This is a genomic window from Vibrio sp. Of7-15, from assembly GCF_022347565.1.
Lineage (GTDB): Bacteria > Pseudomonadota > Gammaproteobacteria > Enterobacterales > Vibrionaceae > NORP241.
The window spans coordinates 1-14,102 of record NZ_JAKRGH010000011.1 but is presented as its reverse complement, the minus strand read 5'-3'; the positions used below and the strand labels follow the sequence as shown (position 1 = coordinate 14,102).

Annotated in this window: 11 protein-coding genes; 8 read left to right on the top strand and 3 right to left on the bottom strand. The window is 41.7% G+C overall.

Annotated elements, in window-relative coordinates; all coding sequences use genetic code 11:
• Positions 1-80 precede the first annotated feature (80 nt).
• Positions 81-818 carry an antibiotic biosynthesis monooxygenase gene (locus tag MHO82_RS13200; protein WP_239184420.1) on the top strand — a complete coding sequence of 246 codons (738 nt, stop codon included), beginning with the start codon at positions 81-83 and terminating at the stop codon, positions 816-818.
• A 134-nt stretch (positions 819-952) separates the two neighbouring features.
• Here the strand turns inward: MHO82_RS13200 and MHO82_RS13195 are convergent, their stop codons facing one another.
• Positions 953-1,429 carry a hypothetical protein gene (locus MHO82_RS13195; protein ID WP_239184419.1) on the bottom strand — a complete coding sequence of 159 codons (477 nt, stop codon included), beginning with the start codon at positions 1,427-1,429 and terminating at the stop codon, positions 953-955.
• Between the two features lie 714 nt (positions 1,430-2,143).
• Here MHO82_RS13195 and MHO82_RS13190 point away from each other — a divergent pair.
• Complete coding sequence (locus MHO82_RS13190) at positions 2,144-6,526, top strand: SslE/AcfD family lipoprotein zinc metalloprotease (RefSeq protein ID WP_239184418.1); 4,383 nt, start codon at positions 2,144-2,146, stop codon at positions 6,524-6,526.
• Positions 6,527-6,665: 139 nt separating this feature from the next.
• Here the strand turns inward: MHO82_RS13190 and MHO82_RS13185 are convergent, their stop codons facing one another.
• The gene (locus MHO82_RS13185) at positions 6,666-7,775 is read right to left on the bottom strand and encodes an alkene reductase (RefSeq protein ID WP_239184417.1); all 1,110 of its coding nucleotides are present in this window, start codon (positions 7,773-7,775) and stop codon (positions 6,666-6,668) included.
• 170 nt (positions 7,776-7,945) lie between these two features.
• On the opposite strand from MHO82_RS13185, the gene MHO82_RS13180 reads away from it, so the two are divergent.
• Positions 7,946-8,854: a LysR family transcriptional regulator gene (locus MHO82_RS13180; RefSeq protein WP_239184416.1), complete on the top strand. Its 909-nt coding sequence runs from the start codon at positions 7,946-7,948 to the stop codon at positions 8,852-8,854.
• 141 nt (positions 8,855-8,995) lie between these two features.
• Here MHO82_RS13180 and MHO82_RS13175 read toward each other — a convergent pair whose 3' ends face one another.
• The gene (locus MHO82_RS13175) at positions 8,996-10,003 is read right to left on the bottom strand and encodes a nucleoside hydrolase (protein ID WP_239184415.1); all 1,008 of its coding nucleotides are present in this window, start codon (positions 10,001-10,003) and stop codon (positions 8,996-8,998) included.
• A gap of 454 nt (positions 10,004-10,457) precedes the next feature.
• On the opposite strand from MHO82_RS13175, the gene MHO82_RS13170 reads away from it, so the two are divergent.
• The 5 genes from MHO82_RS13170 to MHO82_RS13145 all read left to right on the top strand — a co-directional run.
• Positions 10,458-11,072: a leucine-rich repeat domain-containing protein gene (locus MHO82_RS13170; protein WP_239184414.1), complete on the top strand. Its 615-nt coding sequence runs from the start codon at positions 10,458-10,460 to the stop codon at positions 11,070-11,072.
• Between the two features lie 129 nt (positions 11,073-11,201).
• On the top strand, positions 11,202-12,209 hold the full coding sequence (locus MHO82_RS13165; protein WP_239184413.1) for a hypothetical protein: 1,008 nt from the start codon (positions 11,202-11,204) through the stop codon (positions 12,207-12,209).
• A 123-nt stretch (positions 12,210-12,332) separates the two neighbouring features.
• Entirely contained in the window at positions 12,333-12,947 is a 615-nt protein-coding gene (locus tag MHO82_RS13160; protein ID WP_176311043.1) for a hypothetical protein, read from the top strand.
• A gap of 136 nt (positions 12,948-13,083) precedes the next feature.
• On the top strand, positions 13,084-13,593 hold the full coding sequence (locus tag MHO82_RS13150; RefSeq protein ID WP_025818674.1) for a CbrC family protein: 510 nt from the start codon (positions 13,084-13,086) through the stop codon (positions 13,591-13,593).
• 265 nt (positions 13,594-13,858) lie between these two features.
• A partial coding sequence (locus tag MHO82_RS13145; RefSeq protein WP_239184412.1) for a hypothetical protein occupies positions 13,859-14,102 on the top strand: 244 nt, incomplete at its 3' end.

Sequence of the window (14,102 nt, the reverse complement as noted above, 5' to 3'; positions counted from 1 at the left end):
ACAGTAGATAACAAGATGAATACAAATCCCCTAGAAGCATGCCAACAAGGCCTTGCTTGAAATTAAAGGTGAGCACTAACATGAAACCACTTATAACAACATGCTGCGCTATCGCATTAACGTTAGTACCAATGACTTTCACTCAAGCCAGTGAGGATAAAGAGATGACAAAAGCCAATATCATTACTTTACAAGCGAACCAAGACAAAGCAGAACCGTTAATTCACTTTCTGTCACAAGGTGTAAAACTGGTAGAAACAACAGAGCCTGATACGCTGTTTTGGGCATCGATTACCAGCCAAACCAATCCAAATCAATCGGTGATTTTCGACACCTTTAGCAGTGAAGAAGCGCAGCAAGCGCACTTTGAGGGTGAAGTACCTAAAGCTTTATCAGCACAAGCTAAAGCGCTGATCGTCAACGGCTGGGAGCAAGGCGTATTACCAAACATTCAAGATTCACATATTCTGGCCGAAAACCACACTGTAGACGTTAACCAAGTGCCGACATTGGCGAGTGTTATCTATTTTGAAGCTAAAGAAGATAAAAAAGGTGAGCTAAATGCTCTTCTTAAAAGTGCAAAGTCTATTGTTGCGGAAACTGAGCCAGGCACACTACATTGGTTCGCTTTGGACTTAGGCGAAGGTAAATTTGCGATTGTTGATTTCTTCTCAAATCAAGAGGCACTAAATGCACACTTTAATGGCAAGGTTGCTTCTGCACTGCAAGCAAACGCAGAATCACTGGTGAAAGGTGGATGGGAAAGTATCATTAGTAACATCGCCCATTACCAGGTTAATGATATTCTTGTGCGCTAATTTCTCGCTGATATAGCTGTGTAGTCATTCGCGTATTTTTGTATTGTAGCTGTGCCCAGAAACAAGCATCAGCCTGCTTCTGGGCGATAATTAACGACAAGATGCATGATCTCTGTTGCTACTAGAAACCATCTTTAATTGAAGTGGACGTTTCCAGTAAAGGCACCCACCGAGATGACGGCGTCACAATTTGTTGTAAATACATAGTTTGGCTCTGGGCATAACCCTGGTGCCGTCAGCGGCCAATATAAGTCAATAGAACCTACAAACTTATCGCCACAATTTGTTCTGTGGAGCAAATCAGCGGCTAGCTGGAATGCTTCTTTGATATCAACTTTAACTTGATCGAACGGTATCCCTCTGATCCCTAATCGGGCAGGAATTTCAGCTGGCCCGCCAACAAGTCTATATTCTGGACCTGGCCATGAAACGGTTTCAGTGAAGACAAGCCATGTGTGATCTGTGGCGCCTGAAGTTCTTTTTAGTTCAGAGATATCTTCCACTTTACTGAATGTTCTGGTTGCCGACGTGTATCTTTCTTCCATTAGTGGTGCATAAACAGCTGTATCCGTACCAATACCGTTTCTTCGTAGGGGAGTAGAGTTACTCATAGCAATTCCTTTAAATGATTACGTTAAAGTTAGGTGTTCTTCTGTGAGTGGTTTCTCATCCACTCTGCACAACAATACACATCAAGTTACTTAATAAAAGCGTAGTCTCAGAATACCCATATGCAAATGATTTTCATTTGAAGTGGTAATTAAAAACTGCTTAAACAGTGTTCTTTGTTGGAAGGCTACTCTTTTATCGAGTAGTGAATTGTTTATAACTTACTGTTATTAATGAAAATGATGCAGGTTAGAAATTTATGTCTGTGAAAGGAAACTTATTGTTTCAATATTAAGAATTTTAAAATGTGGGAGATGAGAGTAAATTCTGGCTCTATTTTACGATAAATCAATATAACACAAGATTATGTGACGTTGTCACTCTGTGCTTTGAGGAATTCTGTATATAATCAGTCACAGTCACTGAAGTTATTAAAGTTAACTTTCTCATTTTTCACTGTTTTCACCACCGTCGCTGCTTTTAATTGATCACGCTTTCAAGGGGTGGATAGATTTTGTTTATGAAGGGAGTGGACAGCCATCGAGTTCGTGCTAATGGAAGCGACGTAAGATAAACAGTGATCCTCAATCCAGATCTGCTCTAAACATCGTTAAAATGAACGTACTTTTATTATTTGAAAGGATAGGTAGATATAATTTGTCTGACATATTGCATTTAAACCCTGAACATCATTGTATTATGAGAATTATAAGTTAATGAGTAAAAAGCTAGTTTTAATCACATTGGTATCGCTTGCCGTAACTGGTTGTAATGACAAGGATTCAACCCCTACCGGAGATGATCTAAACCCACCGACAGGCGGCACTTCTCCTACAACTTATACGGGCACGCTCTTAACATCAGGTAAGGTTGTTACTGGAGAGGTTGATTGTAATGGTGCTCGTGTAAACAACGGCACCTTCGAAGTGATGCAAGGGGCGACTTTCAGTTGTAACTTAGGCCATATCGAGCTTGGCCAATTTACTGCTTCTTTCCCAAGTGAAAATCGTATCCAAGCTTTTAATGACAAAACTTCTGTGTCATTTGATCTTGTCACTCAGCATGGCCAAAATGCCACTAAAGTGTTGCAATCGGTAGATTCTTGCGAAACGGATGATGCCATCTGTCTTCAAGATATGGATGCTTTTGATATTGAAGAGGTCTATCAACACCTCTCAGATGATGCCGAAGTGGATGCATATTTAATATCAGTGAAAGAAAAGTCAACCGATGAGGTCGGTAATGCCCCTAGCTCTCACGTTGATGATACGGTTGTCCCGGTTGTTGATCCTGATGCGAATAACAACCTGAATTCGAATTTTGTTTCTGCGGCGGCGGAAGCGACTTATGCTTATAAACCTTCACCCGAAGCTAAGGTTCTCACGCGAACTAAGCTCACTGACATTAACGGTGTGCCTATTTCAGGGGTGAGTTTCTTTTCTAGCAACGCTAGCGGGATCACTGATGAGAATGGGGAGTTTGAATACCTATGGGGTGATGCCATAACATTTGGCATTGATACGTTTGAATTTGGGAAAATAACGGGTAATCAGGTTAGCTACAAAATAACGGATGTGACTGATAATACCGTAACACAAGCGAACATACAGGCTTTGGTTGAGCGTTATGCCGATCGTCGCTCAGACCGTCTTGTTATTACTGAAAAAGTTCAAAACACGTTCGCAAAATACCCGAACCTTATCAATGAACTGATCAATGTTTCATTACCTAATGGCAGTAGGTTAGTTGGCTCTAATTTTGAGTTGCCTAATGAATTTGAAGCGCAATTTCAGAACGGTTTAACCGCAGAAATTGACGGTGAACTACGCCAACCCGCGGTATATAGTCGCTCAATGCGTCAACCAGTCGCTTTAGCTCAACATAACGGCCAATACGTGACGGAATCGCTCAATCAAATTTTCCGTAATGTTGAAACATTTCATGTATTTAATGACAATGGCAGTTTCTACGGTTCAACGGGTTATACACGTGGTATGCGGGCGTTAAACATCTCTAATCGAGCGTTTCCTGTGATGATGGCGCGTGCAGATAAAAACCGTGAAATCAATATCGGTGAGCAGCAAGCATGGACTCGTGAAGGAAAACCATACATCGCGGAGTGGCCTGGGGTTGTTATGCCTGATATCCCAGTTGTTTCTAAAGACACTGTAACGTTCGGGCTCCCATTCGTGACAGCTGGTGAAATAGGCTCAGGCAAAGTCGTCTTTATGGGCAACGGCCTGTACCCAAGTATTCTGTCATGCCCTAATAGCTATTGGGCGAACCGTGGACTTCGAATAGATAGCTCTGCTAAAAGCTGCACCATACAGAACACTGAAAACGAACTGCATGACGATAAGGGCAGCATGAAGCAGTTCTTCTCCAATCTCTTTCAGTGGTTTAATAACGGAGCGTCAACGAAAGGGCTGAAAGTGGCGACAAACATTGATGTTGCCTATGCTGCCAAGCACCAATCCGAGCTAGGGCAACAATATGACTTCTTTATCAGTTCAGAATATGGCTTTGGTGAGGTCGTAAAATTAGGTAACAGCGGGTTATCTTCTATTTCAGCTTCCGATACGCCAATCTTAATTTTACAAGCTTACCCACCTAAGGTAGTAAAAGATGGCCGAACCAATCAATTTATCTCTGACTTAAGTTCTCCAAATCTTAGCCAAGACGACATCACAGCCCTCATTAAATACGTTGATGAAGGTGGTAGCGTGCTGTTTATGGATGCCATCCCAACATTGAACCCTGAGCCTATTGGTCGCTTAGCTGATGCAGCGGGTATATCGGTGGGTGGAGAGAATGTGACGCCAACAAGCCAAGCCTTCTGTGGATCTTCATACTATTGCCAAAGTATGTATCCAAACCTACATGTTAAAAGCGAAAAGGAGATGGTGGTTCTTGAGCGATTCCAAGATCATGAGGGCGAGCAACCTTTCACCGTAAACCAAGATGGTAGCGTTGAATGGATCAAAGATGAAACCAAGATCAAGTTCGAAATCCCAACTTATGAAAAGCGTGAACTCGATGGCGATGGTCAGTCGGTCATGGTCACTAAGCATGCCCGTATCTTCGTTGACTCTCCTGAAGAACGTGAAGCCGCTATTGCTGAGCTGCAAGCCGCGTTTGAAGGGGCACCAGTGTGCAGCAATAAATACGAATACGAGTTCAACTGTATTGAAACACGTCCAGGCCATGGGTATACCGTTCGTGGTAACTACCATCGTCCTGATTTTGATCGTTATGAAGTGAGCAAAGACGTTATTGAGTCCATGGTGAAATCGGCCAACCTTGGCTCAAACTTTACTGCGTTATACGATCATGAGATCTATTACCGTAGCAAAGGTGCACAAGGTAAGCGCTTACCCGCAGTTGAGCTAAACCAGATCTACGATAACTTATCAATATGGATGTGGAATGATAACCCATACCGTTTCGAAATCGATGTTCAAGATGAACTTGGTTTCAAGCAAGCGGTTCAGTTCTTAAACTGTTACACCGACGGCCAACATCAGACTGACGCTGTAGAAGCGCAATGCCCAGCGAACCTAAAGGCATCCCTTGTTCGCCATGGTATGATTCATGGCCAAGGCGAACTTAATGGTCAATTGAACCCAAGCTATCCGCTAAACTACATGGAGAAACCGCTCACTCGGATTATGCTTGGTCGCTCTTACTGGGATCATGACATTACCGTTGATACGACGATGTATCCCGGACGTACAGTCGGTACGACTTCCAACGGCTCTGCCACTATTCAAACTAACGGTAATGCGGTTACTTACTCAGCAGGTAACAACCAATCTACCGGTTTCTGGGCACCTCAATTACAAAAGGTAACGGTAAGTAATGGGGTAGCAGCCACCATCACCGTCATGATGGCAGATGATCTGACTGGGAAACCAAAACATGAAACCAGTCTAAAACGCCCGCCACGTATGCAAACCAGCTACCGTTATGACGGCTCTAGCTTAACGTTTAGCGCGCCTTATGGCGGTTTAATCTACATTCAGCCTAAAGTGAAGGAGTTGGGTGAAGTCACTTATGACTTACAGGGCGTAGAAAAAGCGGCGTGGTGGAAAGAAGGCAAATGGGTTCACACTCCTGAGTCCGCCGCAGCGCCAATTGCCGAAGTCGACACGGGATCGTTCATCTACACCACCGCCATAAACAACGTGAGAACGATGGATCTCAACAAATTTGCTGCTGACATGAACCGTTTTGCTGAAGCCGCGAGTGATTTCTATGGCCGTGATGAAGTGAGCGAAAATGGGTTACATCGCCGTTTTACGTCTTCTTCGCTTGAAGAATTCCGTCATCGTTTTGTTAATGACGTGCAAATTTCCATTGGTGCGGCTCATTCTGGTTACCCTGTTATGAATACGGGCTTTAATGCAGAGAAGACCACCGTGCCTACGAATGCATTAAATGACTGGTTGCTGTGGCATGAAGTTGGCCACAACTTAGCGTCAGCCCCTTTCTTGGCTCCGGGCAGTACTGAAGTTACGAACAACCTACTGGCTCTATACATGCAAGAGCTGGAAGGGCGTAATGAAAACCCTCGTATGGATCGTATTATTTTCGATATCAAGAAAGCGCCAAGGTGGTTAAGTGCCAATGATGGACATGCTTGGTCTCATGGGAATGCTGGCATGCGCCTTGTCATGTTCGGCCAGCTTAAAGTATGGGCAGAGTCAAATTTCGCCATTGACGATTGGTATGCTGACTCTTCTAAAAAGTCATCTATTTATGGCGCTGATGAAGGTTGGAACATGTTTAAGTTAATGCATCGTAAAGCACGCGGCGACAAACAGGGTGACAAAGGGAGCAATTATTGTGATTCTCGCGCCACGGGGTTGTCGGGTGCTGATTTGATGATGTTATGCAGCTCATATGTTTCAGGTTACGATTTAAGTGATTTCTTCCGTACTTGGAATGTAGGTGAAACATCAATAACTAACCCAGATGGCACAAAAGTTTATACGGGGGGGATCAGTAATGAAGGTTTAAACAAGTTGCGAGAACTTCGTTTAGAGAAGCCTAAAAATGATCCGCTAAAAATGGACTCCATAGACTACAGCTACAACTAATTTGAGTTTGGGCTAATTTCAGCTGCTTCACTTGGCTCTTTTCGTGCCTAACTTAGTTAAAATCACCACAATAGCTCATTATTGTGGTGATTTTTTGTTAGGTCTCTAAAGTGGCAATCTTGGGCATTCGATTGGTTTTTTATTGGGTTGATGACGGTGAATTTAATGTTGGGTAATCGATGTAGCCCCGTTCGTTACCACCAAATAGCGTTGAGCTATCTAGTGCTGTTAATGGTTGATTATGTTTCAAACGGGAAACTAAATCGGGATTGGAAACAAACGGACGTCCAAACGCAATCAAATCCGCATAACCTTTTTCCAATATTTCATTAGCGCGTTGTTGGGTGTAACTCCCAGCTACGATAATGGTATTGGTGAAGTGTTGGCGCAGCTCAACTCGAAAGCTTTCAGGAATAACAGGTGCGTCGTCCCAATCGGCTTCAGACAAATGAAGATAAGCAATATCGCGGGCTTGAAGTTGCTGAGAAGCCTCTATCATTGTCGGTACGATATCGGGACAGTTCATGTCTTTGAAGGTGATGAATGGGGCGAGTCGGACACCAACTTTATTCGCACCGATTTCATTGATCACAGCATCGACCACTTCTAATAAAAAGCGGATACGGTTTTCACGAAGGCCGCCGTAATGATCCGTGCGGTGGTTAGAGTTTGTGCGTAGGAACTGATCAATCAGGTATCCATTACCAGCATGAATTTCAACGCCATCAAAACCAGCTTCAATGGCGCGTTGGGCTGTCGTTGCAAAATCTTTAATTACTCGATTAATGTCAGTCTGGAGCATAGCTCTTGGCTTAACACAGTCGACCATGCTGCCATTACCATGTTTATCGGCAATCCACACTTGAGTTTCGACAGGAGCCAGTGCGGAAGGGGCGATAGGTAATTTCCCTTGTTGAAAATGTGGATGAGATACTCGCCCAACATGCCAAAGTTGACAAAACATTGCGGCACCTTGCTTTTTTGCCGCTTGAGTGACCATTTTCCAACCTGCCACTTGTTCATCTGTGTATCCTCCGGGCGTGAAAGAGTAGCCTTGAGAGTCATCAGAGATCTGTGTTGCTTCTGAAATGATGAGTCCGGCACTGGCTCTTTGTTGATAATAGGTTGCCATCATTTGGTTCGGAATGTTACCCGGTTGAGTTGTGCGTGCGCGAGTCATTGGTGCCATCACCACTCGATTGTGAAGCGTTAATTGTTTTAATTGCGTTGATTCAAATAGTTTGTTCATCGTTGTTTCCTTCGCTCAGTGGTTGCGTTGTTTTTTGATTTACTGATTTCATTCAATCTTGTATTGATGAAGCCAGTATATTGTTTAGGTTTGATTTGATAATTGAGTAATATATGAATTGATTATTTAGATAAGCTGAAGAATGAAGAATGAAGAAGTGAGGAGGGAATGTGGACAAATTTGCAGACATGACGCTGTTCGTTAGCATCGTTAAAAACCAAGGTCTTGCGGCGGCAGGCAGAGAGTTAGGTTTATCCCCTGCAACAGTGACTGCAAGGCTAAAGGCATTAGAAGATCGTTACGGGGTAAAACTGCTTAACCGGAGTACTCGTCACCTTTCCTTGACTGATGCCGGATCTTTGTACCATCAAGCTTGTTTGGAAATTATTGATAGCGTAAAAGAAACAGAAAATTTGTTACACACAGGGACTCATGAAGTCCGTGGCACACTGAAAGTGTCTGCTCCGCGAGACATCGGCAAGCAATACATTGCGCCTATCTTGTCGGAGTTTGCTGAAAAATACCCTGATGTGGTTCCTTACCTTTATCTTAATGACAATCTCTCGAACTTGGCTGAGTCTGGGTTAGACCTTGTGATTCGTTACGGAGAGTTGGCTGACAGTAACCTTATTTCGCGGAAGCTGGCATTGAGCAAGCGCGTGTTGTGTGCCTCTCCTGAATATTTGGCGAGAAAAGGGACGCCGATGACCCCGCAAGAGTTGGTCAATCACGATTGTTTAGCCATGGTGCGCAGTAATGAAGAGCTGAAAACCTGGCACTTTCAAGATGATGATCAGCACAGCACGATAACACTGGCACCTAAGCGCTTTGCTGATGATGGAGAAGTGATCCGCCAGTGGGCATTGGATGGCGCTGGCATTGCTTTAAAGTCGATTTTAGATGTGAAAGAAGACATTGAGCATCAACGTTTAGTTACCGTTTTGGATGGGTATATGAAGAACTTTAACACGGCAACATCTTCGGCTGGTGCAGATTTGAATGTGATATATCAAAGTAGGCAATATCAACCAAAGAGGCTTCGGCTGTTTTTGGATTTTCTATTTCAAAAGTTCAAATAGATACCAAACAAAGCCCTCAACAAACTGTTTGATGAGGGTAAACATTTTCTATTAAAGAACGCTATTTGAGAAAAGGGTATCATGCATTAGGCGCATTCTTTCGCTACGTCTTTTAATGAATGACGTTGATACGCAATAACATCAGCGTAAAACTTCACTGTTGAGGACACTGGAATAATGCTCTGCGAACTCAAATTGAGACACTCCTTGAACAATTGAAATACGCCTTGAACCAGTAGGGACAACAAAAGTGTTACCGCACTGATTATTGTGTTCAGAGTCTGTAATATTAACACCCAAAAATTGCGAGCTTTGCTGAATATTTTTGATGCCTTTTGTCATGATCACCGTCGCTAGTGGATCGAAAATAGGCACAGGGATCCCTTCGTTGCTAGCGCCAATTTTCTTTTTAAAGATGTTTTTGGCAAGGGTAGCAATGGGATCGGAAGCGGTGATTTTACCAACGTAACTCGGACCTAATATAACGTGATTACAGGCATCGAGTGGAATTAGGGTGAGAGAAATTGACGATTCAAACACCATTTTTGCAGCTAACGGATCAATAAATACGTTCCATTCGGCAGCATGGTTAGTGGCGTAAATGGCTCCTTGCCCCCAATCGGGTTGTGCGTTGTTTAATAAATCGACGTTACCATCAACATACACTGCGCCTGCCATTGCGTAAATGGCTTCAATTTTGCCGATGTTTGTATCTGGGTATTGTTCCAACATTTTGGCAATGTTCGTAAAGCCACCTAAAGAGAGTAATGTAATATTTTCGTCGGTTCGGCTCAGTGTCTCAGCGAGGTATTGCCACGCAGGGCGATCGTCAATGTTTATGTTTGTTTTGGGATTTAAAGTGCCGAGTAACCCCATCATATCGTTCATGTCATTTTTAAATGCTTGTGGGAAAACGTGTGAACACTCTAAGGGCGAGCTGGCTCCGACACACACGCTAACTTGAGTTTGATTGCCCAATTCCATCAGAGTTTTTGCAATGATTGTCCCCCAGCGTAAGTCGGTTTCTCCACATCCTGTGACCGTTATACCGATGATTTCAATGGTAGGGTTTTTCATTAAATAGAGTAGGGAGAGTACATCGTCCCAGCCCATGTCAGTATCGATAATGACTTTTTTTGGTTTGTTCATTGATTCTTCCTTGTAAACACTTTCCATTTAATAACGTGGGGTGAAGTTGTCTTGATGACTTAGTGATAGGGAAGGTCAGTATTTACTGATTGTATCTATAGAAGGTAGTGGTGTTTGTTCATCACGGAATTGACTTCACAGATTATGAATCAGTCTTGATAAAAGGCCATTCAGTTCGAATAGTTGACGATACTTGTATAAAAACTCGCCTTTAAGAACTCGATCAAGAGGGAACTTACGCCAGATAGATAAATAATTTACGGAATGCCGGTTTTTTTGATGTGCATTGTTTAGCCCTCATTTATTTGTCTGTACAATTAAAAATATATTTATGGCTGTTTTCTTTGTCTTGGTCTGAGTTCGGTATATATGGTTTTAATCCGTATATCTCCCCAAATCAGAGATATATACGGATCTCAGTCATATAGTTAATGTTATGTGCTAAAGAGGGGTTATGAATAACTTTGAATTAAGGAATGATGAGAATGGAATCGAGAAAGTTCTCATATTAAAAGGTGCATGGAGTGATGATTACGCATGTTACATGCAAGAACACGGTATTTTTGCACTAAGACTATCTGATTCATTCGGGTTCAAAGGACATGATCTTTCATTTCTTTCAAAGTTGGCTTTCTTAAGAAGCTTAGAACTTTATTGCTGGGAGTCCAAAGGTGTAAAGATCATTGAATCACTGCCGCAATTAGAGGTCATTGGTTTGCAATATAAGTCGGCTCAGAAAGTTGATTTTTCATCGTTTTCAAAATTAAAAGTAGCTAAGGTTACGTGGTCTAAGGGTTTAAGCTCGTTGCTTGACCTTTCTACGGTTGAACATCTAAATATCCAAAATTACCCTCAGAGTAATTTAGAGGCTATTTCGGCAATGTCTGGACTCAAAAAGTTATACCTTACATCAAGGAAGCTCGGATCTTTAAAGGGTATCGAAAAACTAACTAACCTTGAGGTTTTAGACCTGTATAACTGTCCAAACTTGTTATCATTGAGTGGTACTGAACGTTGTCTGCATCTAAAAGCAATAGAAATTGAAGCATGCAATCGTGTCAGCACATAACAAGGCAATCAAGGTGACCCGTTACACTCGGCGATTTTGGTTCGAGGTTCGGTGTGTGTTGTTAGTTTAGCGCGGGGCACCTTATTGCAGGCGTTATACCAATCACGTAATAAATAAAAGGATCAGACTTTGAATCGAGGAATGTACTCATCTTTTATTAACAATGAAATGTATAGAAACTGTGAAAAAGAATGGGTCGTAGAGCTTGAGAAGTACCATCGATATTGGTACGACTTAGTCGTCAATCCAGACGATGTCGCAGAGTACTTTGATACTCGAAAACTAGTAGTTAATCACTTAAAAAGAATCAAGAAAGAAGTTGAGGAACATTTAGAGAAGCGCTTTGTTTATTTCATTTGCTCAAGAGAAAGAGTTCGATTCAATACTAAGAAAAAGCCTTCGTATAATCCGTTTACAAAAAACACGAAAATACATCTTCTGGTTGGTGAACATGGTGCAAAAAGAAGCATCAAGTGCAAGTTTGTCGATGTTAATACACAAATGATATGCAATCCAGATTTAACTCTGACAGAAAAATACATCACTATTAAAGACTCGACAGGGCATTTGACTACTTATCCCATTCATGACTTTTTGGAGCAAACAAATATACCTTTAGGTATAGATAGTAGAGTTGAGTATGTAGGGTATACCAAGAATCCACATACGAGACCAACAAATGGTTCGCACACTGGATTAAGTGATGTTTTGTACAAAATAGCTGAAGAAAAAAGAGACTCTCTGATTTATTTCAATGTTTTTAAGGTGCTTTCGCATGCAAAAAACAATGATAAGCTAGTGAATTTTACTATACCTAACTCAATGACAAATGAGATAGATGTTGAGTTAGAAGGACAAATATTAGAAAAATGCTTTATATTCTACTTTGATTCTATGAATCAAACCAGAAATAAAGAAAATGAGTATTCTGAGTTAGAGAAAAGCTTAGTAAAATTGTCAAATGAAAACAAAATAAAATCTATTCATATAAGTTATGAGTTTGAGCATCCAAATGAATATGGCATGTTTTCATCATCAAAAGTTACACCCTGTATTAGTCATGTGTTTACAGTTTGTAAGTCTGGAGATGGCGTTGAAATAAAGGATGGCTCTTCGATCTTTGAACAATTGGTATAACAAAGCAATCAAGGTGACGCGTTACACTCGGCGATTTTGGTTTGGAGTTTAGTGTGCTTTGCTGGTTCAGCGGGGCGCACCTTATTGCAGGCGTTATGTTTTTCTCGAAATTGGGATAAATTAGTGGATATTGAAATTCTATTTAAAGTAGTGACTCCGGTTATAGCAATATTTTCCTTGGTAATATCGATGATGAGTTTTCGAAACTCTAAAAGGAAAAATCAGCTAGATTTTCAGATACAAGAAGACAAAGAGCTTAGCGAGTATGCTATATCTTTGCTAGAAAGTGCTTATAAGGCACTTACAGACAATGGTGAAAGTGTATCTCCTCCGAAAGCGAGTCGTCTCAATTGGTTGACTGCTGCTCGTTATATAATGCGGTTCTATGCCCTTCGTAAAAACTTAAAGACAGAAAGGTATAAGTTAATCTGTGATGAAAATGCGGAACAGTGGAGGCATGAATTTTATAAGTTGCTAAAAAGCAATGAGTTCAACAACCCTGGGTACTTTTCGGGGAAGCATATGCTTCAGTCTTCTGAGAATATTGAACCAAACTCGGCTGTTGTAATTATTGAGTTTGCGCGTTGGTCTGAAACTTATGAAGACCCAATAGATTCCTATGATTATAAAAAAACCATAGCTAGTTCCCCAAGAGTTCTTGATGGGCAAATCGGTCTTCAAGTGTATCTATCTAACTTGGAAAGCGAGAGGGCAGTAAAGGCTGAACAACAAACATAACAATCTGTTTAAGAGTGATTCGCAACGCTTGGCATTTTTGCTATGCGTCGCGTTTAGTGTTTAAGGTGGTATGCAGGGGCTTCGGTATTGCGTTGCTCACACCTTAACAGGGCGTTATGTGCCAGAAGGAGTACAAATGAAATTTGAGTTTTTCTCTGATACGGAGAACTTTGCATTCAAGGTTGACGAGCCAACACAGTGCTCAGTTTGTTTTAAAGTAGGCATATGGTTCGACGCTGGAATGTACCCAGGGCAAACTGACATCGAGTGTATTTGTGATTCTTGTTTGTCTTCTGGCGCTTTGATAGAACTAGATATTGAACCTAACGATTGCGCTGAGAGTGATACAGAAGACTCAAAGACTATCACCTATAAAACTCCATCCTTACCTTGTTGGCAAGACCATGAGTGGCCATTAATTAGTGGCCAGTATCCAGTTTTTGAGCGAATAGCTTCAAAAGAGGACTTCACAGATAAACAAGAGTTCATTGAAGCTCATATTCCAGAAGATATCAATGTAGACTTAGATTGGTTATGGGCAACGTTACCGAATGAAAGGCTTAAGAATTACACAGAGGCAGGTAATGTATCAGTATATTTGTTTAGCCTTGGTAAACGGAAATATTGGTTTTTCGATTGTAACTAGCACATAACAAGCAATTTAAGAGGGATTCACAACGCTCGGCATTTTTGCTTCTACTTCAAATTTAGTGTTTATTGCACAATGCTTTAGGGTTGGGCGGAGGCGTTGTTCACCCCTTAATTGGGCGTTATGCGTCCTAAGTCAGAATTCTTTCTCTCTGTTCAACGATAGAAACGAAGCATTTTTATTTGTTGAAATGAGAGGCTCTCTTTTGGGGCTTATCGAAGGTTCAGCTTAGTTCTCGCTGCTTAATGGTGTTTTTAATTTCATGGCTTTTAGGCGAGAGTTTCTGGCGTTATGGTTCGTAGATTCCAGCCGTGAAATTCGTATTTTTGAGTGGCGTTGTTTTCAGTTTCAACTATTGGCAGTCGTTTGTTTTTGTTCACAAAGTGTGTTGTCTGTGGGTTATTTGGTTCGCTTAATTCAGGCTGGTCAATTAGAATTGGTTTTTAGATTATTTTGGCCAATCAGTTCTTTGCCAAGTGGCGGTAGCGTTCAAAAGGTACGCATAA

Coding starts and splice junctions, on each gene's coding strand:
- MHO82_RS13190 (WP_239184418.1), top strand. CDS start 2,144: ATGAGTAAAAAGCTAGTTTTAATCACATTGGTATCGCTTGCCGTAACT.
- MHO82_RS13175 (WP_239184415.1), bottom strand. CDS start 10,003: ATGAACAAACCAAAAAAAGTCATTATCGATACTGACATGGGCTGGGAC.
- MHO82_RS13170 (WP_239184414.1), top strand. CDS start 10,458: ATGAATAACTTTGAATTAAGGAATGATGAGAATGGAATCGAGAAAGTT.
- MHO82_RS13200 (WP_239184420.1), top strand. CDS start 81: ATGAAACCACTTATAACAACATGCTGCGCTATCGCATTAACGTTAGTA.
- MHO82_RS13150 (WP_025818674.1), top strand. CDS start 13,084: ATGAAATTTGAGTTTTTCTCTGATACGGAGAACTTTGCATTCAAGGTT.
- MHO82_RS13185 (WP_239184417.1), bottom strand. CDS start 7,775: ATGAACAAACTATTTGAATCAACGCAATTAAAACAATTAACGCTTCAC.
- MHO82_RS13195 (WP_239184419.1), bottom strand. CDS start 1,429: ATGAGTAACTCTACTCCCCTACGAAGAAACGGTATTGGTACGGATACA.